This is a genomic window from Luteitalea sp. TBR-22 (assembly GCF_016865485.1).
Classification (GTDB): Bacteria; Acidobacteriota; Vicinamibacteria; order Vicinamibacterales; family Vicinamibacteraceae; genus Luteitalea.
In genome coordinates this window covers 876250-899527 of the sequence record NZ_AP024452.1, presented here as the reverse complement: position 1 = coordinate 899527, position 23278 = coordinate 876250, and the positions used below count along the sequence as shown (strand labels likewise).

Annotated in this window: 22 protein-coding genes; 5 read left to right on the top strand and 17 right to left on the bottom strand. The window is 70.5% G+C overall.

The window, feature by feature from the left end; genetic code table 11:
* Window positions 1-101 precede the first annotated feature (101 nt).
* On the bottom strand, window positions 102-1148 hold the full coding sequence (locus TBR22_RS03705; protein ID WP_239491608.1) for an alcohol dehydrogenase catalytic domain-containing protein: 1047 nt from the start codon (window positions 1146-1148) through the stop codon (window positions 102-104).
* Window positions 1149-1195: 47 nt separating this feature from the next.
* On the opposite strand from TBR22_RS03705, the gene TBR22_RS03700 reads away from it, so the two are divergent.
* Entirely contained in the window at window positions 1196-2302 is a 1107-nt protein-coding gene (locus TBR22_RS03700) for an exo-alpha-sialidase (protein ID WP_239491607.1), read from the top strand.
* Between the two features lie 28 nt (window positions 2303-2330).
* Here the strand turns inward: TBR22_RS03700 and TBR22_RS03695 are convergent, their stop codons facing one another.
* The 8 genes from TBR22_RS03695 to TBR22_RS03660 form a co-directional block, all read right to left on the bottom strand.
* The gene (locus tag TBR22_RS03695; protein WP_239491606.1) at window positions 2331-2765 is read right to left on the bottom strand and encodes a VOC family protein; all 435 of its coding nucleotides are present in this window, start codon (window positions 2763-2765) and stop codon (window positions 2331-2333) included.
* A 28-nt stretch (window positions 2766-2793) separates the two neighbouring features.
* Window positions 2794-3399: a CatB-related O-acetyltransferase gene (locus tag TBR22_RS03690; RefSeq protein ID WP_370651479.1), complete on the bottom strand. Its 606-nt coding sequence runs from the start codon at window positions 3397-3399 to the stop codon at window positions 2794-2796.
* A gap of 66 nt (window positions 3400-3465) precedes the next feature.
* Complete coding sequence (gene arr, locus TBR22_RS26775) at window positions 3466-3873, bottom strand: NAD(+)--rifampin ADP-ribosyltransferase (RefSeq protein ID WP_305068773.1); 408 nt, start codon at window positions 3871-3873, stop codon at window positions 3466-3468.
* A gap of 538 nt (window positions 3874-4411) precedes the next feature.
* A complete protein-coding gene (locus tag TBR22_RS03680) occupies window positions 4412-4789 on the bottom strand; it encodes a trans-aconitate 2-methyltransferase (protein ID WP_239491603.1) in 378 nt (125 codons plus the stop codon).
* Between the two features lie 31 nt (window positions 4790-4820).
* Window positions 4821-5360 carry a DUF4256 domain-containing protein gene (locus TBR22_RS03675; RefSeq protein ID WP_239491602.1) on the bottom strand — a complete coding sequence of 180 codons (540 nt, stop codon included), beginning with the start codon at window positions 5358-5360 and terminating at the stop codon, window positions 4821-4823.
* 98 nt (window positions 5361-5458) lie between these two features.
* Window positions 5459-6064, bottom strand: a complete 606-nt coding sequence (locus TBR22_RS03670; RefSeq protein WP_239491601.1) for a hypothetical protein — start codon at window positions 6062-6064, stop codon at window positions 5459-5461.
* Between the two features lie 63 nt (window positions 6065-6127).
* Window positions 6128-7654 carry an amidohydrolase family protein gene (locus TBR22_RS03665; RefSeq protein WP_239491600.1) on the bottom strand — a complete coding sequence of 509 codons (1527 nt, stop codon included), beginning with the start codon at window positions 7652-7654 and terminating at the stop codon, window positions 6128-6130.
* 16 nt (window positions 7655-7670) lie between these two features.
* Window positions 7671-8663, bottom strand: coding sequence for a hypothetical protein (locus TBR22_RS03660; protein WP_239491599.1), 993 nt, complete (start codon window positions 8661-8663; stop codon window positions 7671-7673).
* An 88-nt stretch (window positions 8664-8751) separates the two neighbouring features.
* Here TBR22_RS03660 and TBR22_RS03655 point away from each other — a divergent pair, with 88 nt between their 5' ends.
* The gene (locus TBR22_RS03655) at window positions 8752-9630 is read left to right on the top strand and encodes a VWA domain-containing protein (RefSeq protein ID WP_239491598.1); all 879 of its coding nucleotides are present in this window, start codon (window positions 8752-8754) and stop codon (window positions 9628-9630) included.
* A 191-nt stretch (window positions 9631-9821) separates the two neighbouring features.
* Here the strand turns inward: TBR22_RS03655 and TBR22_RS03650 are convergent, their stop codons facing one another.
* From TBR22_RS03650 to TBR22_RS03615, 8 genes are all read right to left on the bottom strand, one after another.
* Window positions 9822-10697: a hypothetical protein gene (locus TBR22_RS03650; protein WP_239491597.1), complete on the bottom strand. Its 876-nt coding sequence runs from the start codon at window positions 10695-10697 to the stop codon at window positions 9822-9824.
* Between the two features lie 51 nt (window positions 10698-10748).
* Complete coding sequence (gene rseP, locus TBR22_RS03645; protein ID WP_239491596.1) at window positions 10749-12074, bottom strand: RIP metalloprotease RseP; 1326 nt, start codon at window positions 12072-12074, stop codon at window positions 10749-10751.
* Complete coding sequence (locus TBR22_RS03640; RefSeq protein ID WP_239491595.1) at window positions 12071-13267, bottom strand: 1-deoxy-D-xylulose-5-phosphate reductoisomerase; 1197 nt, start codon at window positions 13265-13267, stop codon at window positions 12071-12073. The genes rseP and TBR22_RS03640 overlap by 4 nt, the downstream gene beginning before the upstream one ends.
* Window positions 13267-14067: a phosphatidate cytidylyltransferase gene (locus tag TBR22_RS03635; protein ID WP_239491594.1), complete on the bottom strand. Its 801-nt coding sequence runs from the start codon at window positions 14065-14067 to the stop codon at window positions 13267-13269. Before TBR22_RS03635 ends, TBR22_RS03640 begins: the two co-directional genes overlap by 1 nt.
* Window positions 14064-14861 (bottom strand): isoprenyl transferase, encoded by a 798-nt coding sequence (locus tag TBR22_RS03630; RefSeq protein WP_239491593.1) that lies wholly within the window; start codon window positions 14859-14861, stop codon window positions 14064-14066. The genes TBR22_RS03635 and TBR22_RS03630 overlap by 4 nt, the downstream gene beginning before the upstream one ends.
* Window positions 14862-15097: 236 nt before the next feature.
* Complete coding sequence (gene truA / locus TBR22_RS03625) at window positions 15098-15871, bottom strand: tRNA pseudouridine(38-40) synthase TruA (protein WP_239491592.1); 774 nt, start codon at window positions 15869-15871, stop codon at window positions 15098-15100.
* Between the two features lie 4 nt (window positions 15872-15875).
* Window positions 15876-16457: an orotate phosphoribosyltransferase gene (pyrE, locus tag TBR22_RS03620; RefSeq protein ID WP_239491591.1), complete on the bottom strand. Its 582-nt coding sequence runs from the start codon at window positions 16455-16457 to the stop codon at window positions 15876-15878.
* Between the two features lie 134 nt (window positions 16458-16591).
* Entirely contained in the window at window positions 16592-18973 is a 2382-nt protein-coding gene (locus TBR22_RS03615) for a prolyl oligopeptidase family serine peptidase (RefSeq protein ID WP_239491590.1), read from the bottom strand.
* Between the two features lie 268 nt (window positions 18974-19241).
* Here TBR22_RS03615 and TBR22_RS03610 point away from each other — a divergent pair, with 268 nt between their 5' ends.
* The 3 genes from TBR22_RS03610 (at window position 19242) to TBR22_RS03600 (ending at window position 23039) form a co-directional block, all read left to right on the top strand.
* Entirely contained in the window at window positions 19242-20963 is a 1722-nt protein-coding gene (locus TBR22_RS03610; RefSeq protein ID WP_239491589.1) for a TolC family protein, read from the top strand.
* A 210-nt stretch (window positions 20964-21173) separates the two neighbouring features.
* Complete coding sequence (locus TBR22_RS03605) at window positions 21174-21926, top strand: glycosyltransferase family 2 protein (protein WP_239491588.1); 753 nt, start codon at window positions 21174-21176, stop codon at window positions 21924-21926.
* 9 nt (window positions 21927-21935) lie between these two features.
* Window positions 21936-23039: a glycosyltransferase gene (locus tag TBR22_RS03600; protein WP_239491587.1), complete on the top strand. Its 1104-nt coding sequence runs from the start codon at window positions 21936-21938 to the stop codon at window positions 23037-23039.
* Window positions 23040-23278 lie beyond the last annotated feature (239 nt).

Genomic DNA, 23278 nt, shown 5'->3' with positions numbered 1-23278 from the left:
CGGACGTCAGCGGCGATGCGAGAGGCGGTTGTTCGATTGGCAACCCCTGCTCGCGGCCCCTCGGCGACTCCCGACTCCCCATTCCCGATTCCCGTCCCCGCTCAGAACTCGAACACCGCCTTCACGCAGCCGTCGCGCTGGTGGGCGAAGACGTCGTAGGCGCGCACGCAGTCCTGCGGCGCGAAGCGGTGCGTGATCACCTGCGTCACCTGCGGGAGGTCGCGCATCACGCGGTCGGTGAGCCGCTCCATCTGCCGGCGGGCCGGGCAGCGGCCGGTCCTGTACGTCAGGTTCTTGTCGTAGGCTTCCGACGGCGAGAAGGCGAACGGCGCCGAGTGGCAGCCGATCACCGCCATCACGCCGCCCGGCCGCAGCACCTCCCACGCCAGGCGCTGCGCCGACGGCAGCCCGACGAACTCCATCACGCTGTCGGCGCCCCGCGATCCGCCGAGGGACGCAACCACGCGCGCCACGTCCGGGCCGGGCTCGCATACCTCGGCGCCGAGGGCGGCCGCACGCGCCCGGCGCTCCGGCACCGGATCGACGGCGACGACACGCGTCACGCCCTCTGCCCGCGCCGCGAGGATGCCCAGCAGGCCCACCGATCCGCAGCCGATCACCACGACGATGCCGTCGGGGTGCAGCTCGGCGAGTTCGGCGCAGTACCAGGCGGTGCCGAGGTTGTCGCCGAGCAGCAACGCCGCTTCGTCCGACAGGCCATCCGGCACGACCTTCAGCGTCCCGTCGGCCAGCGGCACCCGCACCCGCTCCGCCTGGCCGCCGTGCAGCCCGACCCCGCCGCTGATCCACCCGAACAACTGCCCGCGCTCGCACCGGCTGGTGAGCCCGGTGCGGCAGGTCGCACACTCGCCACAACTGGTCGAGAACGGCGCGAACACGCGATCGCCTTGACGCACGCCGCGTACGTCGTCGCCGACGTCGATCACGCGCCCCACGAACTCGTGCCCCATCACCGTCCCCGGGTCGAGCCCGACCTCACGACCGAAGTAGGGATGCAGGTCCGACCCGCACAGCCCCGCGAGGTCCACCTGCACGATCGCGTCGGTCGCCATCTCGAGGCGTGGCTCGGCCACCTCCTGCCACGCCACCTCGCCGGGAGCCCTGAAGCACACACCGTGCATCGCCATGCGACCTCCAGCCTACCGCCTCGGGCGGCTGCGCGTATCATGCGCGCGTGCGACTCCTGCCGATCTCCCTGCTGGCGCTGCTGCTCGGCGTCCAGTCGCCAGCGATGCGACAACAGGATCTGGCCGTGGCCGGTGTCGGCTCGCCGTTCTATCGCATCCCGGCGCTCACGGTGACCACGCGCGGCACGCTGCTGGCCGCGTGGGACGCACGGCCGACGCTGAAGGACCTGCCCGACCCGATCAGCGTCGTGATCAGGCGCAGCACCGACGGCGGCGCCACGTGGGGTCCACAGTCGGTGGTGCGCGGTGCCGACGGCCCGGCCGGCTTCGGCGATCCCAGCTTCGTCGTCGACAGGACGACGCGACGCATCTTCCTCTTCTACGCCGCGAGCGTGCGGCAGGGATTCTTCGGCTCGGCCACCGGCAACCGTCACGACGACCCGGACGTCCAGCAGGCCGACTACTCCTGTTCGGACGACGACGGCCTCACCTGGACGCATCGCCGCATCACCGGCGCGATCAAGGATCCGGCGTGGGGCGGCATCTTCGCCGCATCGGGCCAGGGCATCCAGTTGCGCTACGGCAGGTACGCGGGGCGCCTCGTGCAGCAGTACGTGGTGCGCCGCGGCAAGGAGGTCTTCGCCGCCAGCGCGTACAGCGACGACCACGGCGACACGTGGCGCATGGGCGCACTGGTCGGGCCCGGCGCCGACGAGAACAAGACCGTCGAACTCTCCGACGGACGCCTGATGCTGAACAGCCGCGCCAAGCCATACCGCAAGGTGGCGTTCTCTTCCGACGGGGGCGCCACGTGGACCGGGTGGCGCGACGAGCCGCAGCTCATCGACCCGGCCAACAACGGCGCCATCGTGCGCCTGCATCCCGAGGCCCCGTCCGGTTCGGCCGGCGCGCGCGTGCTCCTCTTCAGCAACACCGAGAGCCGCGACAGGCGCGAGAACATCGTCGTCAAGCAGTCGTGCGATGACGGGGCGACCTGGACGTCGCGCCTGGTCGTCGAGCCGGGGGCCGCGTCGTACTCCACGCTGGCGACGCTGCCCGACGGCCGCGTCGGGATCCTGTACGAGCGCGGCACGGTGAGCGCGATCGTGTTCGCCGCGTTCGACCCGGCGTCGCTCGGCCCCTGCGGCGCTTGACCGGCAGCACCCGACTCCAGCCGTACTCCTAGGACGGGTCGGCGGGCTCGCCAATCGGCGCGCACAGGCCGATGAACGTGCCCTCCAGGCTGCGCACGTAGGCGACCTCCTGCCCCCAGGGCATCGTTTCCGGCGCGCGCAGCGGCGTGGCGCCCGCCGCAACCGCACGCGCGAACGCGCCCGGGACGTCGTCGGTGTAGAAGGCGATCTCCACGCCCGACGGTCCGCCGCCTGACGGACGCTCGAAGCCAGGCATCAACAGGGCCCCGAGGGCATGGGTGCCGAACTGCAGGGTCGCGCCTGCCACGTCGAGTTCGGCGAACTGGTAGACCTGTCCGTCGATGCGCCCGGGCATCCGGACATCCGCGTCCAGGAACTTCACGCCGCAGCCGAACGCCGCCTCGTAGAACCCGATGGTCCTCACGACGTCGTCCACGTAGATCACGGTGCTGACCAGTCGCATGGGGCCTCCCGTCCCGGATGTCCGATGGTCACGACCTGGCGCATGCTTCGAGGGCATCCACGTCGCCGGACACGATCACCTGCAGGTGCTGCGTCACCTTGTCGATCGGCCAGTCCCACCACGCGATGGACTCGAGCCTCGCGGCGACGTCACGCGGGAAGCGCTCCCTGATCACCCGCGCCGGATTGCCGCCGACGATGGCGTACGCCGGCACGTCGCTGACCACCACCGAACGCGCCGCGACGATGGCCCCGTTGCCGATGTGGACGCCCGGCATCACCAGGGACTCGTAGCCAATCCACACGTCGTTGCCGATCACGGTGTCGCCCTTGTGCAGCAGCTCGCCGTCAGCCGGCGCGACGGCCTCCCACCCGTTGCCGAAGATCTCGAACGGGTAGGTGGAGATGCCCGACATCCGGTGGTTGGCGCCGTTCATGATGAACTGCACGCCGCGCGCGATGGCGCAGAACTTCCCGATCACCAGGCGGTCGCCGACGAACGGAAAGTGGTAGAGGACGTTCCGCTCGAAGCCCTCGGAGTCCTCCGGATCGTCGTAGTACGTGTAGTCGCCGACGATGATGTTCGGGTTGCTGACGGTGTTCCTGATGAAGCACACCTGCGGAAAGCCCGCCATCGGGTGCGGGTTGCGCGGGTCCGGTCCGTTCACGTCACTCCTCCGCTGCTCCTGGCATGGGCGAGCTCAATCGTCGATCGGCTCGAGGCCGGCGATGGCGTCCTTCATCGCCTGGACGACCTCCGCGCCATGCCCGGTCCACCCCGTATGCTCGCCGATGATCCGGAGTGGTTCGCGGGAACGATACGACCTGGTCGGGTTGCCAGGGAACTTCTTGTCGGTGAGGTTGGGGTCGTCTTCGAACGGTCCGGTCGGCTCGACGACGTAGATGCGCTCTCGCCCTTCCCCGCGCGCCAGTTCCGCGCCCCATGTGGCGGCGTCGAGCGTTGCGCTGAAGTAGACCCAGGGCGACCGCCGGTCCGTGTAGTTCGACGCCGAGCCAGGTTGGATGACGTCCCCGGGCTTCAGGTCGGCGCGCGTGCCGTGGTAGTAGGTGAGGCCTTCGACCCCAAGCGGCTCCGGCGCCGGTGGCAGGGGCGGCTGATCGGGCGTCCACCACGGGTCCGGCGCTGCCGGCAGCGGCTGCTCGCCGCTCACGTTCGCGGCGGTGACGGCTGCGTGGATGAAGTTCTCCGACGGCACCGGCGACCCCGCCAGGCGCCGCAACATCGCGAGCTGGCCGGCGTGCGTCATCGCGTCGGCGAGCGGCCCCTGCAGGAACTGCTCGTCGCTGATCTGCGCCTCGAGTCCGGCGTCGGCCAGGTCGTCACGCAAGCGCGCGAGCACCTCGTGGAAGCGCGTCACCTCGTCGGCGAGGGTCGCCAGACGGGGCGGCGCGAACACGCCGCCGTGGAGCATCGTGCGGGCGTACCCGATGACGCCGGTCATGTGCCACACGAGCTCGTGCGGCGTTCGCACGTGGACCCCGGCGCGGAACTCGCCGAAGTCGTCCGGCGCGCCCCGCAGGGCCTTCTGCGTCCGGTAGGCAATCGCTGCCAGGAAGTGCTGCAGCAGTCGGCGGGTCTCGTTCATCGGTCCTGCACCATCCTGTCTCCGTGTCGCGCGCGCCGGTTCACGGTTCGTCGTACACCACGACGATCCGCCCTCTGGGCGCCAGCCAACGATCGAGCAGCGCGTGCACCAGATGAGGCTCGCGATGAAAGAGCCCGACCCGCGCCGCGAAGATCCTGTCGAAGCGCCGCGCCCCCGGGGCGTACTCGCGCACGTCGGCGACGAGGAACTCCACCGTACCGGCCGCGACATGCGGTCGATTGCGCCTGGTGGCAGCCGCGATCATCGCGGGCGACCTGTCGATTGCCACGAGATGGCCGGTGCGAAGTCGCTCGCAGACCAGGCCGGCCGCCACGCCGTGGCCGCAGCCGACTTCGAGCACCTGATCCCCCGGGCGGATCTCCAGTGCCTCGACGAGTCGCACCAGGCGCTCACTCACGCGCGGCTGCCCTGGCGACACGCGGCTCCAGCTACAGGAGCAGCGCGCCGCGGAAGCCGCGCGCCGCGTAATACGAATCCGCGCCGTTGTGGTACGTGAACACGCGGCCGAAGCGGCGGTCGCAGAAGAGCGCTCCCCCCAGTGATCGGACGTCCTCGGGCGTGCCGATCCAGCTCGAGGTCTTCCTGTCGAACTCGCCGAGCCCCTGCAGCGCCCGGTACTGGTCCTCGGTGAGCAGCGCGAGGCCCATGGCTTCAGCCATTTCGACGGCGCTCCCGGACGGGGCGTTGTTCTTGCGCCCCACGCGTGCCTGCCTGTCGTAGCAGAGACTCCGCCGGCCCGCCGGGCTCTCAGGCGCGCAGTCGACGAAGCGCAACGCGCCGTCGCCCAGGTCGACGAGGTCGGGCTCACCACCGGTGGCCTCCATCTCGGCGAGAACCTTCAGGGCAGTGGGATGCTTCTGCAGCCTCGCCTGCACGTCGTCCCACTCGGTGCCGGCGTGCCGTTGGCCGTGCGCGGCGAAGCGGGCCCGCAGCACCTCCAGGAGGGCGTGTGGTTGCGACCTGGCCATGTGGCGTGGACCTCCGTCTCTCGGCGCGCGCAGGACCCACACGACGTGAGCAGGACGCCGGCCACTATGCGACCACACCAGGGTGTCGCGCGCAAAGCTCAGCGGCGTGCGGCAAGCGCCGCCGCGGCGGCCCGACGATGCGCCTCCTGCCACGGCGGCCCGAGTCCACGGCCCATCTCGCGAAGGGCGACCTCCACGTCGTCGCGGCCCAGCACGGCCGCGACCTCGAGGTGCACGCGGTCGACGTCGTACCAGTGCACGGACCAGCCGCGCTCGCTCGCTGCGCCGGCCAACGCTCGTCGGTACATGACGGAGTCGGCCATCGCCTGCGCCCGGTGGTCCCGGATGCGCGCCTCGACGGTCGGCGGAAGCGGCGGGCACGCGCGGAGGGCCAGGCGCGTGATCGGTGCAGGGACGTCGGCGGCCAGCGAGTCGAGCGCCGAGCCTGCAAGGCGCTCGGCCGATGCGCGCACCTGCTCCACGAGCGCCACCGCGTCGGCCAGCGGCATCGGCCTGGCCCCGGGTGTCCCCAGATAGCGTCCCACCGCCCACGAGCCCTCGTGATGATGCGGGTGCGTCGGCAGGCCAGGCGCGATGAGGTCGACGCGACGCCTGTCGAGCACTCGCATGTCGGGCCCGATGGTCACCAGCACGGCCGTGCTGCCACGCTCCACCACACCGACCACGGCACCGACCCCGCTCATGTCAGGCTGCCCGTGCCGCCCCATCCTCCCGGCATTCCCGCGTCGCAGCATCGCGGCCGTCACTCACGGCGCGGTCGGCCGCGCCTCGGGCTTCTTCCTGTCGGCCTCGACCATGGCCTTGACTTCCTTCATCAGCGTCGGCACGTGGTACGGGATGCCGTTCTTGATCGTCCACTCGATGCCGCCGCCGCGGGTCATGCGGCCATCCTTCATCACCTCGACGCCATACGGGTTCAGCACGCGCAGGTTCTCGAGCGGATTGCCGTTCACCACCAGCAGGTCGGCGAGGAAGCCCTGGCGCACGCGTCCCAGCTTGTCGCCCATGCCCAGCAGCGTCGCGCCGTTGACGGTGCCGTGCTTGATGACGTCGAGCGGGTGGAAGCCGGCCTCCTCGTGCAGCTCGAGCTCGCGCACGAGGCCGAAACCGTACAGCGAGTGGATGAACCCGGCGTCGTCACCGGTGGTGATGACGCCGCCCTTGTTGCCGAACGACTTCAGGGCGTCCATCCAGATGCGGTACTGCTGCTTCCAGCGCACCTCCATCGTGTTGGTCCAGCCCACGAAGTAGGACCCGTGGTTGGCCAGGTTCGGCTCGAAGAAGGCCTGCAGCGCCGGGTGGAGGTATTCCTTGTACCAGGGCAGGTTCTGCGCCTTGATGACGTCGCGGCTGGCCTCGTAGATCGAGAGCGTCGGGCTCCAGGCCACCTTCTTTGCCACCATCAGGTCGAGCACCTCGTCGAGCTTCTTCGGGTCGGCCTGCGCGTACAGCTCGCCGGCCCGCGAGAACCGCATCAGCTCGTTGCTGTAGTTCATGTCGGCCGGGAAGTGCTGTACGCCGTCGAGCGCCGCGTCGGCGATGCCGTAGAAGTGCTCGATGGAATCGACGCCGAGCTCCGCGAAGTCCTTCGCCGTGACCTCCTCGACGGCGATGTGCGTGGTGGTCTTCAGGCCCTGCGCCCTGGCCTCCGCCATGGTCGCCTCGAGCTGATCGCGATCCATGCCGAAGATCTTCAGGCCGTCGGCGCCGCGCGCCTTCGCCTCGCGGACGTTGGCGCGGATGGCCTCGGCCGTCCCGTTGCCGCGCGACACGACCCAATAGACCTGCATGCGCGGCGCGACGATCTGGTCGGCGGCCGACTCGGCCTGCCACTGCTTGCTCTTGGTGAAGTTGCCGCCGTTCTCGCGGGTGAGCGTGACGCCGTTGGCCAGGTACAGGTTGCGCTCGTACTGGATCGGCATCGGGATGCCGGCGCGCTCGTCGTGCCAGTGCATGTGGGTGTCGACAAGCCCCGGCATCACGTACTTGCCGGTTGCGTCGATCACCGCGTCGGCCTCGACGGGCAGCGACGGCGCGACGTTGGCGATCGTCCCGTCCTGCACGAGGATGTCCATCGGCCCGTAGGGCGGCTTGCCGTTGCCGTAGATCACCATCGCGTGCCGGATCAGCAGACGCGCCGGCTTGCGCGCATGGACGGCGGTGTCGCGGCCCGCCGGACGCACCTGCGCCGACGGCGCCATCACGGCCGCGCCCACCATCGTGACCAGTGCCGCCAGCGGCCACGTCCGCCGCGAGAGCCATCCTCGTGCCATCTCGTCCAAGCCTCTCTCAGAAAAGTCGGATGCCGAGGCGCTGCAGCGGCGCCTGCGGCACGCGAGTGCGGAAATGGAGCCAGACGCGCGACGGGTCGCCGTCGCGCGTGATCCGATCGATGCGCCAGGCCTCGCGGACGGGCGGCAGGTCGACGTCCTCGATGACGCGGGAACGTTCGAGCGGCACGGTGTGGACGCGCGCCGGGGCGTCCTCGCGGACGGTCGCCAGCACCAGCGTGGCCTCCTCGCGCGTGAGATCGACGTCGACCCAGGCGACCTCGGACGGCGACAACCACGAGAAGGGCGACCGGCGGGCATGCCGCGGGAGGCGGCCCGGCACGAGGCAGGAGCCCCCACGCTCGCGCGCGATGCCGTGGCACAGCGCCAGTCGGTCCGGCAGGAAGACCACCTCGCCGCGGCAGCGATCGTCGGCCGTCGGACAGGCCCGCGCGAGGGCCTCCGCGCCGGTGGCCGCGTCGTAGATCGCGTAGACCGTCTCGGTGTTGGGCCAGGCGGCGGCGTGCCTGGGGGCGTCCTCCTCGAAGGCCCAGTGGCGTCCCGTGGGCGAGGGCGTGAGGTCGCGGCCGATCACCGCATCGATCACCCGGTCGGTCGCCGCGTCGACGATCAGCAGGCCGGCCGCATCGTGGGCGGGATCGACGTGGAGGATCGCCCGACGGGCGTCGGGCAGCCACCACACCCGCCCGATGCCGCGGGCGAGGCGCGCGGTCAACGAGCCCTCGAGCGAGATGTCGCGGGTGCGCCCGCGCTCGGTGAGCCGCAGGGCGGCGCCTTCCAGGCCGTCAGCGGGCGAGGGCTGCACGTAGGCCAGCAGGACGTCGCCGGCATGCAGCAGTTCGCGGTAGGTCGGGGCGCCGGCCATCTCGCGGACGCCCAGTTGCGCCGACGCGTCCGGGCCGGCCACCGCGAGGAGGCAGGCCAGGACGAGCGCGGCGGCGTCCCATCGAGGGAGGCCGCGTCCCGTGGTGGAGACGACGGGCGTCGGCATGGAATCGGCGCCCAGTGTCGCCGCCGCCGGTGGTGGCGTCAAGACGCGCCGTCCCGTCCGCATGCTCGACCTTTGCTAGGCTAGAACCATGATCACCCGGCGTGACCTGTTCCTCTCGGTTCCTGCGACGCTGGCCGCGACCCGCCTGCTGCGGGCCCAGCAGCCCACCTTCCGTGTGGGCGCGCAGAACGTGCCCGTGTACGTCACGGTGACCGACGCCAACAAGCGCCTGGTGCCCGGCCTCGAGCAGGGCGACTTCGAGATCTACGACGAGAAGACCAAGGTCCCGATCGTCCTCTTCGACAACCAGATCCAGCCGGTCACCGTCGCCGTGATGCTCGACTCGAGCGGCAGCATGACGATGAACCTCGAGCTGCTCAAGCAGGCCGCCGAGCAGTTCGTGATCCGCCTGTTGCCCGAGGACAAGGGCCGCATCGGGTACTTCAACGACAAGATCGCCTTCCTCAGCGACTTCAGCAGCGACCGCGACCTGCTCATCGCCTCCATCAAGGACATGCAGTTCGGCAACCCGACGCGCCTGTTCGACTCGGTGCTGTTCAGCCTCGACGAGCTGAAGAACATCGAGGGCCGCAAGGTGATCCTCGAGTTCACCGACGGCGCCGACACGGCGAGCCGCGGCGGCCTCGGCGAGGTGCTGCGCCGCGCCCGCGAAGAGGAAGTGATGATTTACGGGATCGGGCTGCAGTCGGTGATGATGGGCATGCGCACCAGGCCCGACGGGGCGCTGCGGAAGATGGCCGAGGAGACCGGCGGCGGCTACTTCGAGCTGAAGGACACCGACGAACTCGGCCCGACCTTCACGCGCGTCGCGCAGGAGCTCCACAGCCAGTACCTGCTCGGCTTCGAGCCCAAGACCGACGGCAAGGTGCACAAGATCGAGGTCCGCGTGAACCGGCCCGGCCTGGTGGCGCGCGGCAGACGCACCTACCAGGCGCCGAAGGGGTAGCACGGGGAATGCCGCGATGCCGGAATGTCGAAGGCTCGAGGCATCCCGCACACCGCCACAGCTGGGTAGGGCGCGGTCTCCGACCGCGCCGTTGGTCAATCTTGGCGGCGATGCGCGAGGCGATCAAAGTCTGCGACGTTCCCGCTTGCCCTGAGCGAAGCCGAAGGGGCGTCGCGGCATCGCAGCATGTTCTAGCGCGGCTCGGGTAGCGGTGCCGCGCCGAGCGCCACCGGGGCGTCGAAGCGGACCCGCAGCACGGTGCCGGCGTCGACCTTGACGTTGGTGCCCGGCAGCGCGAGCAGCGACCCGCCGCCACCGACGGCGATGCCGACCATCGCGCCCTGGAACCCGCCCAGGATCCCGCCGATGATCGCCCCGGCGGCCGCCCCGGCCGTCATCTTCCCGACCTCGCCCTTGATGCCGGGCCCTTCGAGGGCCTGGGTCACCGAGCCGCGGATGCGATAGGTGCGGCCGTCGACCGTCATCTGGTCGAACGCCAGCGTGAGGCTGCCCCGCCGGTCGATGCGGGAGGCGCGCTCGACGCCGCTCACCACGCCGCGCAGCACCGAGCCGGCCGGTACGAGCAGCGTGCTGCCCTGGTAGAGATCGACGAGCGTCGTGGCCTCGAAGCGATCCTCGACCTCGGCCGTCTGCGAGCTCAGGGGTGTCTGCAGCCGCGCGTCGAGTTCCTGCCCGACGGCAATCTCCCCCGCCCGGGCCGATGGCGCCGCCACCGTGAGTGTCGTCCCTGACGCCTCGCGATCGATGGCGCCGAGGCGATCGCGGACCGCGGCGACCTCGGCCGCCGGCAGGGCGTTCTCGCGACGCAACTTCACGCGCAGGTACGTCAGGTCCTCGCGCAGCAGCTGGAGATCGCGCCCGAGCGTGGCCGCCTTGGTGGCATCGGTGTCCTTCAGCCGATCCACTCGCTGCTCGACCGTGGTCAGCTGGGTCTGCAGGGCGTCGAGGTCGGCCTGGGTGGCGCCCGCCGTCTGGGCGAGCGCCGCCGTGGGCAGCCACAGCGTCAGCATCAGCGCGCGCAGGGCACGCCTGGTGAGGATCGTCATGGGCAGTTTGACGAGCGGCCGGCTACGGTGGACGAGCCTCCGCCGCGAAAATCAGCTACGCCTGAGCAAACGACTCAGCCATTCGACGCGACTGAGGTCGTTGTAGATGACGGTCACCATCAGCAGCATCAGGACGGCGAACCCGGCCATCAGCATCCGCTCCTTCACGCGCATGCTGAAATCGCGGCGCGCCAGGCCCTCGATGGCCAGGATGGTGATGTGCCCACCGTCGAGGATCGGGATGGGCAGGAGGTTCAGCAGGCCGAGGTTCAGGCTGACCATCGCCATCGTCCCGAAGAGCGCGGCCCAGCTGATCGCCGCCGCGCCGCCGGCGACCTCGGCGATGCCCAGCGGCCCCATCAGCTGCTTGGGCGAGGTCTCGGCCGTGAACAGGCCGGCCAGCATCTCGCCGATCATCGCCGTCCATTCCCAGTTCTGCTTGACGCTCAGGCCGATGGCCTGCACGAAGCCGGGCTGGATGGTGACCGTCTCGAAGGGACTCAGGTTGATGCCGAGCCGTCCGATCCCGCCCTGGTCACGCGGCGTGGCCGGCACCTCGAGCCTCTGGCCACCGCGCAGGATGCCGAGGGTGACCGGCTGGCCGGCGCGCTTGCTGATCTCCCCGATCATCTGCTGCAGCGTGAAGCCGGTCGTGTCGGTGCCGTTGAACGACAGGATCACGTCCTTCGGCTTGAGCCCGGCCGCCTCGGCGGCGCTCCCCGGCTGCACCTGCACCACTTCCGGGTGCACCGACGGCGAGATGCCCAGGTCGCCGATCTCGTACTTGGTCTGCGCCTCGGGCACCACGGTGAGCTGCTGCCGCTGACCGCCGCGGCTGATGACGATCGGCACTTCGCGGTTGGCGCGGGGCACGACCCGCATCTGCAGGCCCTGCCACGTCGAGACGTCCTTGTCGGCAAACGACAGGATCACGTCGCCGGCGCGGATGCCCGCCTTCTCGGCCGGCGAGCCCGGCAGCACGCGGCCGACGACGGGCGTCCGCTGCTCGTAGGCCGGCTCGGTGGCGCCGTTCCAGATGACGAACGTCATCAGCCCGACGGCGAGCAGCAGGTTCATCAGCGGCCCGGCAATCAGGATCTGGAACCGCTGCCACTTGGTCTTGGACAGGAACTCGTCGGGCGCCCCCTGGCGGGGGTCGTCCGGGGTCTCGCCGGCCATCTTCACGTAGCCGCCGAGCGGAATCGCGCTGATGCAGTACTCCGTGCCCCCGCGCACCACCTTCAGGAGCTTCGGTCCGAAGCCCAGCGAGAACGTCAGCACGCGCACGCCGTTCCAGCGCGCGAGCAGGAAATGTCCCAGTTCGTGCACGAACACGAGCACGCCCAGGACGAAGAGAAACGCCCACAGATTGGTCACGCGATGAGGCCTCGTCCGGATTCTATCGTGCCGAGCCTGGCGGCAGCCCGCTGCCGCGCCCAGGCATCGACGTCGCGGATCGCGGCGAGGGAAGCGGCGTCGAGCGTCCGTCCGGACGCCTCCTCGAGCACCTCCCCCACGGTCGCGGCGATCCCCGTGAAGGGCACCAGGCCCTCCAGGAATGACGCTACGGCAATCTCGTTGGCCGCGTTCAACACGACCGGCGCCGCCCCGCCGGCGCGCAGGGCCTCGTAGGCGAGGCGCAGGCACGGGAAGCGGTCGAGATCCGGGACCTCGAAGCGGAGGTCGAGTCCCTGCCGCCAGTCCAGCCGTGGCACCGGGCTCTCCCAGCGGTCGGGCCAGGTGAACGCGTACTGGATGGGCAGCTTCATGTCGGTGACGCCGAGCTGCGCCAGCAGGGAACCGTCCTCGAACTCGACCATCGAGTGCACCACCGATTGCGGGTGGATCACGACGTCGATCCGATCGGCGGGCATGTCGAAGAGCCAGCGGGCTTCGATGACCTCGAGGCCCTTGTTCATCATCGTCGCCGAGTCCACCGTGATCTTGCGCCCCATCTTCCACGTCGGGTGGCTCAGGGCGTCGGCCGCCGTCACCGTGGCGAGCGCCTCGACCGGCGTGGTGCGGAACGGGCCCCCTGACGCGGTCAGCACGAGGCGTCGCACGTGTTGGCGCGGGTGCCCGGCCAGGCATTGGTGGATCGCGTTGTGCTCGCTGTCGACCGGCAGCACGTCGACGCCACGGGCACGCGCGGCCGCCATCACCAGCGCGCCGGCCATCACGAGTACTTCCTTGTTGGCGAGCGCAATCCGCTTGCCGGCCTCGATCGCCGCAAGCACCGCCTCGAGCGCCTCGGTGCCCGAACAGGCACAGAGCACGACGTCCACGTCGGGGTGGGTGGCCACCGCCGCGAGTCCCTCGCGGCCGACCTCCCACTGCTCCACCGCCGACCCGACGTCGGCCGGGAGCGCCTCGCGCACGCGTCGCAGCGAGTCATCGCTCGCCATCCCGATGGCGCGGGGCCGCACGACTGCAGCCTGCGCGCACATCGCGGCGACGTTGCCGCCGGCCGCGAGGCCCACGACCTCCAGCTTGTCGGGGTGCGCCGCGACGACGTCGAGGGCGCTCACGCCGATCGACCCGGTGCTGCCGAGGATTGCGAGCCGGATCATCAGCGGGCGACGGCCGGCCAGAGCCACTGCAACGCCACGTAGTACAGCGGCATCGTGAACAGCAGCGCGTCGATGCGATCGAGCATGCCGCCGTGGCCAGGAATGAGGTTCGAGGAGTCCTTCACGTCGGCGCTGCGCTTCAGCATGGACTCGAACAGGTCGCCGGCGATGCCGACGATGGCCACCGCGACGCCGAGCAGCGCGAGCTGCCACGCCGGCAGGCCCGGCAGCCACAGCCGCCCGAAGCCGACCATCACCACCGCGCCGGTCACCAGGCCGCCAATCGCCCCCTCACGCGTCTTCTTGGGACTCAACGCCTTGGCGAGCGGGGCGCGGCCGAACGTCCGGCCGGCGTAGTACTGCCCCGTGTCGCTGCCGATCTGGGTGAGGAACAGCGTCATCAGGGCGGGGGCGCCATACGCCTCGCGCACCAGCGGCACCGTGGCGACGCCCATCCCGAGGTACACGACCGGAAACAGCATCGCCGCCGCGACCGCGACCGCCTGGTCCGGGACCCGGCCGCGGAGCACCAGCGCGCCGCCGACGACCACCGCCCCGACCAGCAGGACGTGCGTCGCGGCAACCGGCAGGAACAACAGGGCGACGTACATCACCACCGACAGGACGGCGCCGACGCCAGGCACGACGTCGAGTCCGCCGAGGCGCACCAGGTTGTCGTACTCGCGCAGCGACAGCACCAGGGCGAGGCCCGCAAAGATCTGCGTGCCCCACGGCGGGAGGTACCAGAAGACACCGACGATGAGGGCCAGCAGCACCAGGCCGCTGATGACGCGCGTCACCGGCCTGCTGCCACCGGGTGGGCCGGCGTCGCGGCGATCCCCCCGTAACGCCGCTCACGGCGCTGGTAGTCGAGCAGCGCCTCGAAGAGGTGGGTGCGGCGGAAGTCAGGCCAGAACGTGTCGGTGACGTAGATCTCGCTGTAGGCGATCTGCCACAGGAGGAAGTTGCTCACCCGCATCTCGCCCGACGTCCGGATCAGCAGGTCGGGATCGGGTTGCCCCGCCGTGTAGAGCAGCCGGGCGAACCGCGCCTCGTCGATGTCCTCGGGCCGCAGGCCGTCGGCAATTGCCGTGCGGACGGCGTCGACGATCTCGGCGCGCCCGCCGTAGTTGAGCGCGATCGTCAGCACCGTGCCGGTGTTGCGGCGGGTCCGCTCCATCGCCACGTGCAGCTCGTGCTGGACGTCGGGCGCGAGCTCGTGTGTCCGCCCGATGACCTCGAGCCTGATGTCGTTGGCCAGCAGCGTCTCCAGTTCCGACCGGAGATAGCGCTTGAGCAACGCCATCAGCGTCGCGACCTCGGACGCCGGGCGCTTCCAGTTCTCGACCGAGAACGCGTAGAGGGTGATGTACTTCAGGCCGAGGCGGGCCGAGGTCTCGATCACCTCGCGGACGGCGCGGGTGCCGGCGCGGTGGCCCTCGACGCGCGGCAGGTGCCGGCGCCCGGCCCAGCGGCCGTTGCCGTCCATGATCACGGCGACGTGCGTCGGCAGCCGGTCGAAGTCCAGTCGCCGGGCCAGTGCTTCGTCCGGGGAGCCTGGAGTCAGCCAGCTCAGGAGTTCGTCGAGCGCCATGGACCGGGCAACATTCTACTCCCCTGAATGGGGCAGGACGATGGCAGGGGAATGCGGCGATCTCCGACCCCGTGCAGGCAGGGCGCGGTCTTCGACCGCGCCGTCAGCCACTAACGGCGGGGTGGGACACCCCGCCCTACCTGTACGGTGGACACGCTTCCCTACCCGTACGGTGGACACGCTTCCCTACCTGTACGGTGGACACGCTTCCCTACCTGTACGGTGGACACGCCGCCCTACCTGTATTCCACCGACACGAGCGTGAGGCCATGCGGTGGGGCATTGGGCCCCGCTTCAGAGCGCGGCAGGCCTTCGAGCAGGCGCCCCACCTCCTCGGGACGCCGACGGCCGTAGCCCACGTCCACCAGCGTGCCGGCGATGGCCCGGACCATGTGGCGCAGGAACCCGTCGCCACGGAGATCGAGTTCCACGATGTGCTCCCCGGGCTCCAGTTGCAGGCCGATGTCGCCCCGCGCGCGCACCCTGAGGTCCACCCCCAGGATCGTCCGGATCGTGCTGGAGACCGGGGTGCCGACCGACTGGAAGGCGGCGAAATCATGCGTGCCTGCCAGCCGCGTCGCGGCCGACGCCATCGCCGCGAGGTCGACCGGCGGGGTGAGCACCCAGTGAGTCGGGGCCAGGGCGGGGTGCCCCGCGCGGCTGACGAACCAGCGGTACCGATAGATCTTGGCGGTGGCCGAGAATCGCGCGTGGAAGTCGTCGGGGACGCGGACGGCCGCCCGCACCCGGATGTCCTCGGGCAGGCGGGCGTTGGCCGCCCGCAGCACCACGTCGGGGTCGACGTCGCCGGGCAGGTCCACATGGACCGCCTGGCCGTCGGCGTGCACCCCGGCATCGGTCCGGCCGGCGCCGGTGGCCACCACGGGGCCACCCGCCATCGGCGCGAGCGCCGCCTCGAGCGTGGCCTGCACCGACGGAGCGTTGGCCTGACGTTGCCAGCCCGCGTAGGCGCGCCCGTCGTACGCGACCCGCAGGAGGACCCGAGGCACCGCGCTACTTCAGGCCGGGACGGGAGCCGGGCTTGACCGCCGGTACGTCTCGCAGGTCCGCGGGGATGGCGTCGGCGGCAAAGGTCGGGAACTTCGCCTCGGCCAGCGACACATAGGGGATCGCCATGCCGTCGCCACCACCGCGGTTGATGATCGAGGCCGCCGCGACGACGACCGCGCCGGCCTGTTCGGCCACCGCCACCGTCTCCAGGGTGCTCTTGCCCGTCGTCACCACGTCCTCGACCACGAGCACGCGCTCGCCGGCCTGGAGCTGGAAGCCTCGGCGCAGCGTCAGGCGGCCGTCGACGCGCTCGGCAAAGATCGCCCGCACGCCGAGCGCCCGCCCGACCTCGTGGCCGATGATCAAGCCGCCCATCGCCGGCGACAGCACCACATCCACATGGTGACCGGCCGCCTTCACCTTCTCGGCGAGCGCGCGTCCGAGGGCTTCGGCATCGGCAGGATGCTGGAGGATCAGCGCGCACTGCAGGTAGCCGGTGCTGTGCAGGCCGGAGGACAGGACGAAGTGGCCCTCGAGCAGGGCACCACGCTGGCGGAAGAGGGCGAGGACGGAATCAGGAGTCATCAGAGTCGGGGCCTTGGGCCTTGGGCCGTCGGCCTTCGTACCAGGATTCGGCGCACCGTGCCCGCTGAGGGTCAGGTAGCGCTGAGGAGTTTTGCCAAGGCCCAAGGCCCAGGGCCGAAGGCCGCTCGTGTGTGCTACCGGCCCGTCAAGTTCCGTTCGAACAGCTTCAGGATCCGCTTGTACTCGTCGGCCCAGCTGGTGGCTTCCTCGAAGCCGTGGTCCTCGACAGGGTACAGCGCCAGTTCCCAGTTCTCCTTGCGGAGCTCGATCAGTTTCTGCGCCAGGCGGATCGAGTCCTGCGCGTGCACGTTGACGTCGACCAGCCCGTGGCAGATGAGGAGCGCGCCCTTCAGGCCGTCGGCGAAGTGGATCGGCGAGCTGCGGCGATAGGCTTCGGCATCCGACTGCGGCAGGTTGAGGATGTTGGCCGTGTACGGGTGGTTGTAGTGCGCCCAGTCGGTCACCGGGCGGAGCGCGGCGCCGGCCGCGAACACGTCGGGCGTGGTGAACATCGCCATCAGCGTGATGAAGCCGCCGTAGCTGCCACCGTAGACGCCGATCCGCCTCGGGTCCACCTTCTCCTTCGCGACCAGGTACTTCGCGCCGTCGACGATGTCGTCGAGGTCCTTGCCGCCCATGTGACGGTAGATGCCGGTGCGGAAGTCGCGGCCGTACCCCGCGCTGGCGCGATAGTCGACGTCGAGCACCACGTACCCGCGCGAGGCGAGCAGGTGGTGGAACATGTACTCCCGGAAGTATGTCGACCAGTACCGGTGGGCGTTCTGCAGGTAGCCGGCGCCGTGCACGAACATCACGGCGGGCCGCGACGCGTGCCGCTTGGCGCCGACCATCTCCGGCGTGTAGAGGCGCGCGTGGAGCACCTGGCCGTCGCGGGCCGGAAAGGTGATCACGGGCGGGTCGATCCAGCGGTAGGTCGTCCACTCCGGCGAGGGACTCGTGGTCACGCGCACCGGCGCGGCGCTGCTGCCGTATGGCCCGACGTACACCTCGGGCGGCGTGTTGCCCGTGGAGAACACGAACCCGATCGTGCGGCCGTCGGGCGAGACCTCGCCGAGGTGGCCTCCCGTGCGCGCCGTCAGCCTGGTGCGCGGGCCGCCGTCGATCGGGAGCGCGTACAGGTGCCGCTCGCCGGGGTGTACCTCGGTGGTCGTCAGGAAGAACGTGCGGCGGTCGGTCGAGAGCGCCACGTCGGTGACCTCCCACGGCCCGGAGGTGAGCGCGGTAGGCGTCCCGGGGCCGTCGGCGTCGAGGGTGTAGAGGTGCTGCCACCCGGTCTTCTCGGAGGTGAACCAGAGACGATGCCCTCCCGGAAGCCATCCGAAGCTCGCCGACCCCGGCCCGAACCCTTCCCGGACCCAGGCCTCGTCGTGCAGGTGGTCCAGGACGGTCGCGGCGCCGGTGGCCGGCTCGACCTTCACCAGCCACCGGTCCTTGTTGTCGGCCGCCCGGACCGACGCGACGGCCACCGCGCCGTCGTCGGAGACCTGCGGCATGCCCCAACGCAGTTCACGCGGGGCCTTCTCCGTGCCGCCGGCCGCGGGAAGGGTGACCCAGGTCGACCTCCGCGCCTCGAGGTCGAGGACGACCAGCATCGCCTTCGACTGCAGGTCGCCGACCTTGGCGCGGCCCGACAGCGACTCGACGTAGCCCGACTCGGTGACGTAGTCGGGCACGTCGGCGGTCCTGGCGCCGTCGGGGCGTTCGGTGACGATGGCCCACACGTAGCGGCCCGACGGATCGAGCTGCATGTCGGTGACCGACTGGCGGGCCTTGAGCTCCAGTTTCGGGAGGGCCTCCTTCTCGCGCCTGGCCTCGTCGCGCTCGCGCCGGCGCTTGCTCTCGCGGACGTGCGCGAGCAGGTCGGCCTCCTCGGTAGCCAGCGTCTGCTGGCTGTCGGTCTTCTTCCGGTCGGGGGCCTTCGGGCCGGATTCGACCAACTGGCGGAGCCCGCCGCCAGTGAGCGGCAGGAGGAACAGGCCGCCGTCGCGCACGAAGGTCACCTGCGACTCGTCACGGCTCCAGCGCGGCGACGACTCGGCGCCGGCCGTTCGGGTCAGCTCGGTGCGGGTGCCGGCCACCGTGTCGATGAGGACGATGTCGCCCCGGCTGGCCGCCAGCACGCGACGCCGGGCGCGATCCCACTGGCCGTTGACGGGCGGGGCGGCCTTGCGTTCCTCGTCGGTCAGGCGGCGCAGGCCGGCCCCGTCGGCGCCGACCACCCAGGTGGCGGTTTCGTCCTCGCCACGGTCCTGCCATTCGAAGAACAGGCGCGCGCCGTCACCCGACCAGCGCAGGCCCGAGGGCGGGTAGCCCACCAGCGCCGGACCGCGCATGATGCTGTCGACCGTCAGCGGGAACGTCGCCTTCGTGGCCGTTCCGGCCGCCGTGGGCCCCGCCGGGGCCTGGGCCGCGAGCGGCACCAGGAGGGTGGACACGACCAGGGCGGTGCCGAGCAGGCCGGCGGCAATCGGCAGGGGCGGGCGCGACGACGTCATCGGGATGGAAGACGGCCGGGACCCGGCGGGGACGCGATGCGGGCCCGGAGCGTCGAGGCATTGTGCATTTCCGGACAGCAATTGCCAATCAGGCCGGAAAGTGCGCGTCAGGCCGGACGCGGGGTCGGGGGCGGCGCCGACGATATACTCCGCGCCGAACCGGGATCCCGGTGAATCCGTCTATTGGTTCGGCCGCATCCCCGGACATCACCATATCGTCCCGGACGGCCGGTTCGAGCTGTTCTCCCTGGAGATGGAGTTGACGTCCGTGATCCCATCGGTTCCCCACCCCTTCCGGCGCGGCCTCGTGGCGCTGTCATTGACCTTCGTCGCGGCGACGGCCTCGGCGCAGGGTCCGTTGCTGCAGGCGCCGGCGGTGTCGACCCAGCCCATGGCGGCGACCGGCCCGGTCCGTCGCGTGAAGCTCGACGAGGCCGTGACCATGGCGCTGGAGCAGAACGTGGCGCTCCAGGTGCAGAAGATGAACCCTGGCATCTCCGAGCTGGATGTCGCGCAGGCCTACGGCACGTGGCTGCCGGCGCTCACGAGCCAGCTGTTCTTCCAGAGCCTCGAGCAGCCCGTCAACACGCTCCTGCAGGGCAACGCGCAGTCGTTCCAGCAGGATCAGGTGTTCGGCAACTTCGGGGTGGAGCAGTTCCTGCCGACCGGCGGCAACTACTCGCTCGGCTACCAGGCGACGCGCAACAAGAACAACAACCTGTTTGCGACCCTGAACCCGAGCACGCAGGGGAACTTCACGTTCTCGTTCTCGCAGCCCCTGCTGGCCAACCGGGCCATCGACAGCACGCGGCAGCAGATCCTGATCAGCAAGAACAACCAGGCGATCAGCGAGATGCAGTTCCGCAACACCGTGGTGAGCACGGTGCGCGCGGTGAAGAACGCCTACTGGGACCTGGTGGTCGCACAGTCGGCGCTCGAGGTGCAGCGCCAGACGCTGGAGCTCTCGCGGCAGACGCTCAGCGACAACCGCAAGCGCGTCGAGGTCGGCACGATGGCGCCGATCGACATCGTGCAGGCCGAGGCCGAGGTGGCCGCCAACGAGGAGACGGTCATCATCGCCGAGCAGACGCTCGCGCAGGCGCAGGACCAGTTGCGCGCCCTGATCCTCGATCCCCGCACCGCGGACTTCTGGAACACCACGTTCGAGACCGCCGACGGGCCGTCGCTGGCCACCTCGCCGGTCGACATCGACGCGGCCGTGCAGAAGGCCATCGCCAACCGCCTCGACCTGCAGCAGGCCCGCAAGCAGATCGAGAGCAACGACATCCGTGCCCGCTTCTTCAAGAACCAGGTGCTGCCCAGCCTCTCGGCCGACGTGAACTACGGACTCGCCGGCCTCGGCGGCACGGTGATCACGCGTGGCCCCGGCAACGGCCTGCAGCCCGGACCGATCGTCAGCGAGGACACCCGCCCGTACAGCGACGTGCTCGGCGACGTGCTGCAGTTCGAGTACCCGACCTGGTCGGTCAGCCTGAACTTCCGCTACCCGATCGGGCGCAACGGCAACCGCGTGAACCTCGAGCGCCAGGTGCTGCAGAACGAGCAGACGCTGCTGCAGCTCCGCGACCTCGAGCGCCAGGTCGTCCAGCAGGTCCGCGACCTCGGTCGGCAGGTCAACACCAACCTGAAGCGCGTCGGCAGCACCCAGGCCGCGCGCACCCTGGCCGAGCGACGGCTCGAGGCCGAGCAGAAGAAGTTCGGCGTCGGCCTCTCGACGACCTTCAACGTGCTGCAGGCGCAGCGTGACCTCGCGCAGGCCCGCAACAACGAGCAGCGCGCCATCCTCGACTTCGAGAAGTCGCGCGTCGACTTCGAGGCCGCGCAGGAAGCCTCGATCGCCGGCGCCGGCGCCGGCAACGTCACGCTCGGCTCGGCCACCGGCACCGGCAACGTGGCGGCCGGCACCACCACCAGCGTCGCCGGCACCAACCGCACCACCAACACCACCGGCGGCGCGCAGCGCTTCTAGCTGATTCTCGCGGCTCAGGGCTGAGGACTCAGGGCTCGAGAACAGACCCGGACGAATCGCCGTTCACCGCTCGACGACTCGAGGCCCAGGGGCATCACCCCCTGGGCCTTTTCTCTTGGGCGCTACTCCGGAATTCCCACGTCGTCTTCGGCCTTCCGCATCGCGTGAGCCCTGAACCGTGAGCCCTGAGCCGTGAGTTAAGCTGTCCCCGTGCCGCCGCCGGTCAGCGTCATCGTCATCACCAGGGATGCCGCGGCCCACATCGAGCGGGCCCTCAGGTCTGCCGCCTGGGCCGCCGAGTGCGTCGTCGTCGACTGCGGCAGCACCGACGACACGGTGGCCAGGGCACGGGCGATGGGTGCCCGGGTCGAGGTCCGGGAGTGGGTCGGCTACGGCGCGCAGAAGAACCACGCGGCCTCGCTGGCGCGGCACGATTGGGTGTTCTCCCTCGATGCCGACGAGGCAATCACCGACGCCCTGCGCGAGGCCATCGCGGCCCTGCCCGACTCGCCGGAACCGGCCGCGTACCGCATGCCCCGGGTCACGTGGTACCTCGGGCGCTGGATCCGCTCCACCGACTGGTATCCCGACCGGGCCGTCCGCCTGTACGACCGTCGACGCGCGCAGTGGGACGACCGCCCCGTGCACGAGGCGCTGCAGGTGCAGGGCGCCATCGCCGACCTCGCCGCCGAGTTCGAGCATCGTCCCTACGCGGATGTCGCCGAGCACCTGACGCGGATGAACCATTACACGACGCTCGCCGCTCGACAGATGCAGGCGCAGGGTCGGCGGGCGCGGGCCTGGCACTTCCTCGTGCACCCGCCAGCGGCCTTCCTGCGCAACTACGTCGCGCGCGCCGGGTTCCGCGACGGCGTGCCCGGACTCGTCGTGTCGCTGCTCGGCGCCGTGTACGTCCTGCAGAAGTACGTGAAGCTGTGGGAGCGCCAACGCCAGGCGACCTGACCCGCACCCATGGCCATCCGCACGATCCACATCGACACCGCGCGCACCTGGCGCGGGGGCCAGAACCAGGCCCTCCTCACCGTCAAGGGCCTGCGCGCCCTCGGGCACCCCACGATGCTGGTGGCGCATCCGGATGGCGAGTTGCGCCGGCGCGCGCCGCAGGACCCCGACCTGGTGCCGCTGGCGCCACGCTTCGAGGTCGACTTCCACGCGGCGTGGAAGCTGGCGCGCATCATCCGCGCCTTCGACCCGGCAGTCCTGCACGCCCACGACCCGCACGGCGTCGCGCTCGCGGCACTCGCCCTCGGCTTCCGCATGCCGTGGCCGCCGCCCATGCTGGTGGCCTCACGGCGCGTCGACTTCAGGCTGGCCGGCAACTCGCTGTCGCGGGCCAAGTATCGGCAGGTGGATCGCTTCATCTGCGCCTCCGCCGCGATCGGCCGCATCCTCGTCGCCGACGGCATCCCCGCCGATCGGGTCGTCACGGTGCACGAGGGCGTCGACCTGCAGCACGTCGCCGACGCGCCGCCGGTGTCCATCCACGAGACGTTCTGGCTGCCACACGGCGCGCCGGTGGTGCTCAACGTGGCGGCGCTGGTGCCGCACAAGGGACAGCGCTATCTGATCGACGCCTTTGCCTCCGTGGTGCGCTCGGTGCCCGACGCACGACTGGTGATCCTCGGACAGGGCGAACTGCACCAGTCGCTGGAGAAGCAGGTGCACCATCGCGGCCTCGAGAAGCACGTGCTGCTGCCTGGCTTCCGCACCGACGTGCTGGGGCTGATGAAGACGGCGGACGTCTTCGTGATGAGTTCGGTGATGGAGGGGCTCGGCACGTCGCTGCTCGACGCCATGGCCTGCGCGCGCCCCATCGTCGCCACCGACACCGGCGGGATCCCCGAGGTCGTGGTGCACGACGAGACCGGGCTGCTCGTGCCGCCCCGCGATGCCGACGCGCTGGCCGACGCCCTGACGACGATGCTGCTCGACGAGGACGCCGCCCGTCGCTATGCCGCCGCCGGCTACGAACGCGTGCACCACAGGTTCAGCGTCGAGCACATGGTCCGCAACACGGTCGCGGAGTACGAGCAGTTGCTCGCAGCACGGAGCTGAACAAGGGACAAGGGACACGCACACGAGTCACCAGGACGGCCAGCAACAAGGGACGAGCCGCCAAGGGACCAGCGGCAAGGCCGCGAGTCCGATGCGGTCGCGGCGAGGTCGCTGTTACCGAGGCCGTAGCCGTCGACCTTGGCCGACGGTCTGCCCTGCCCTTGTCCCAGGTTCCGTTCTACCTCGCCCCTTGTCCCCCGCCTCCCTGGTCACTTGCGTACTCGTCCCTTGTCCCTTGT

Bases quoted from the DNA above. Each gene is read 5' to 3' on its own strand.
- TBR22_RS03705 (WP_239491608.1), bottom strand. From the start codon at position 1,148: ATGGCGATGCACGGTGTGTGCTTCAGGGCTCCCGGCGAGGTGGCGTGG.
- TBR22_RS03695 (WP_239491606.1), bottom strand. From the start codon at position 2,765: ATGCGACTGGTCAGCACCGTGATCTACGTGGACGACGTCGTGAGGACC.
- TBR22_RS03690 (WP_370651479.1), bottom strand. From the start codon at position 3,399: ATGGCGGGCTTTCCGCAGGTGTGCTTCATCAGGAACACCGTCAGCAAC.
- TBR22_RS03675 (WP_239491602.1), bottom strand. From the start codon at position 5,360: ATGGCCAGGTCGCAACCACACGCCCTCCTGGAGGTGCTGCGGGCCCGC.
- TBR22_RS03670 (WP_239491601.1), bottom strand. From the start codon at position 6,064: ATGAGCGGGGTCGGTGCCGTGGTCGGTGTGGTGGAGCGTGGCAGCACG.
- TBR22_RS03665 (WP_239491600.1), bottom strand. From the start codon at position 7,654: ATGGCACGAGGATGGCTCTCGCGGCGGACGTGGCCGCTGGCGGCACTG.
- TBR22_RS03660 (WP_239491599.1), bottom strand. From the start codon at position 8,663: ATGCCGACGCCCGTCGTCTCCACCACGGGACGCGGCCTCCCTCGATGG.
- TBR22_RS03655 (WP_239491598.1), top strand. From the start codon at position 8,752: ATGATCACCCGGCGTGACCTGTTCCTCTCGGTTCCTGCGACGCTGGCC.
- TBR22_RS03650 (WP_239491597.1), bottom strand. From the start codon at position 10,697: ATGACGATCCTCACCAGGCGTGCCCTGCGCGCGCTGATGCTGACGCTG.
- TBR22_RS03640 (WP_239491595.1), bottom strand. From the start codon at position 13,267: ATGATCCGGCTCGCAATCCTCGGCAGCACCGGGTCGATCGGCGTGAGC.
- TBR22_RS03630 (WP_239491593.1), bottom strand. From the start codon at position 14,861: ATGGCGCTCGACGAACTCCTGAGCTGGCTGACTCCAGGCTCCCCGGAC.
- pyrE (WP_239491591.1), bottom strand. From the start codon at position 16,457: ATGACTCCTGATTCCGTCCTCGCCCTCTTCCGCCAGCGTGGTGCCCTG.
- TBR22_RS03615 (WP_239491590.1), bottom strand. From the start codon at position 18,973: ATGACGTCGTCGCGCCCGCCCCTGCCGATTGCCGCCGGCCTGCTCGGC.
- TBR22_RS03600 (WP_239491587.1), top strand. From the start codon at position 21,936: ATGGCCATCCGCACGATCCACATCGACACCGCGCGCACCTGGCGCGGG.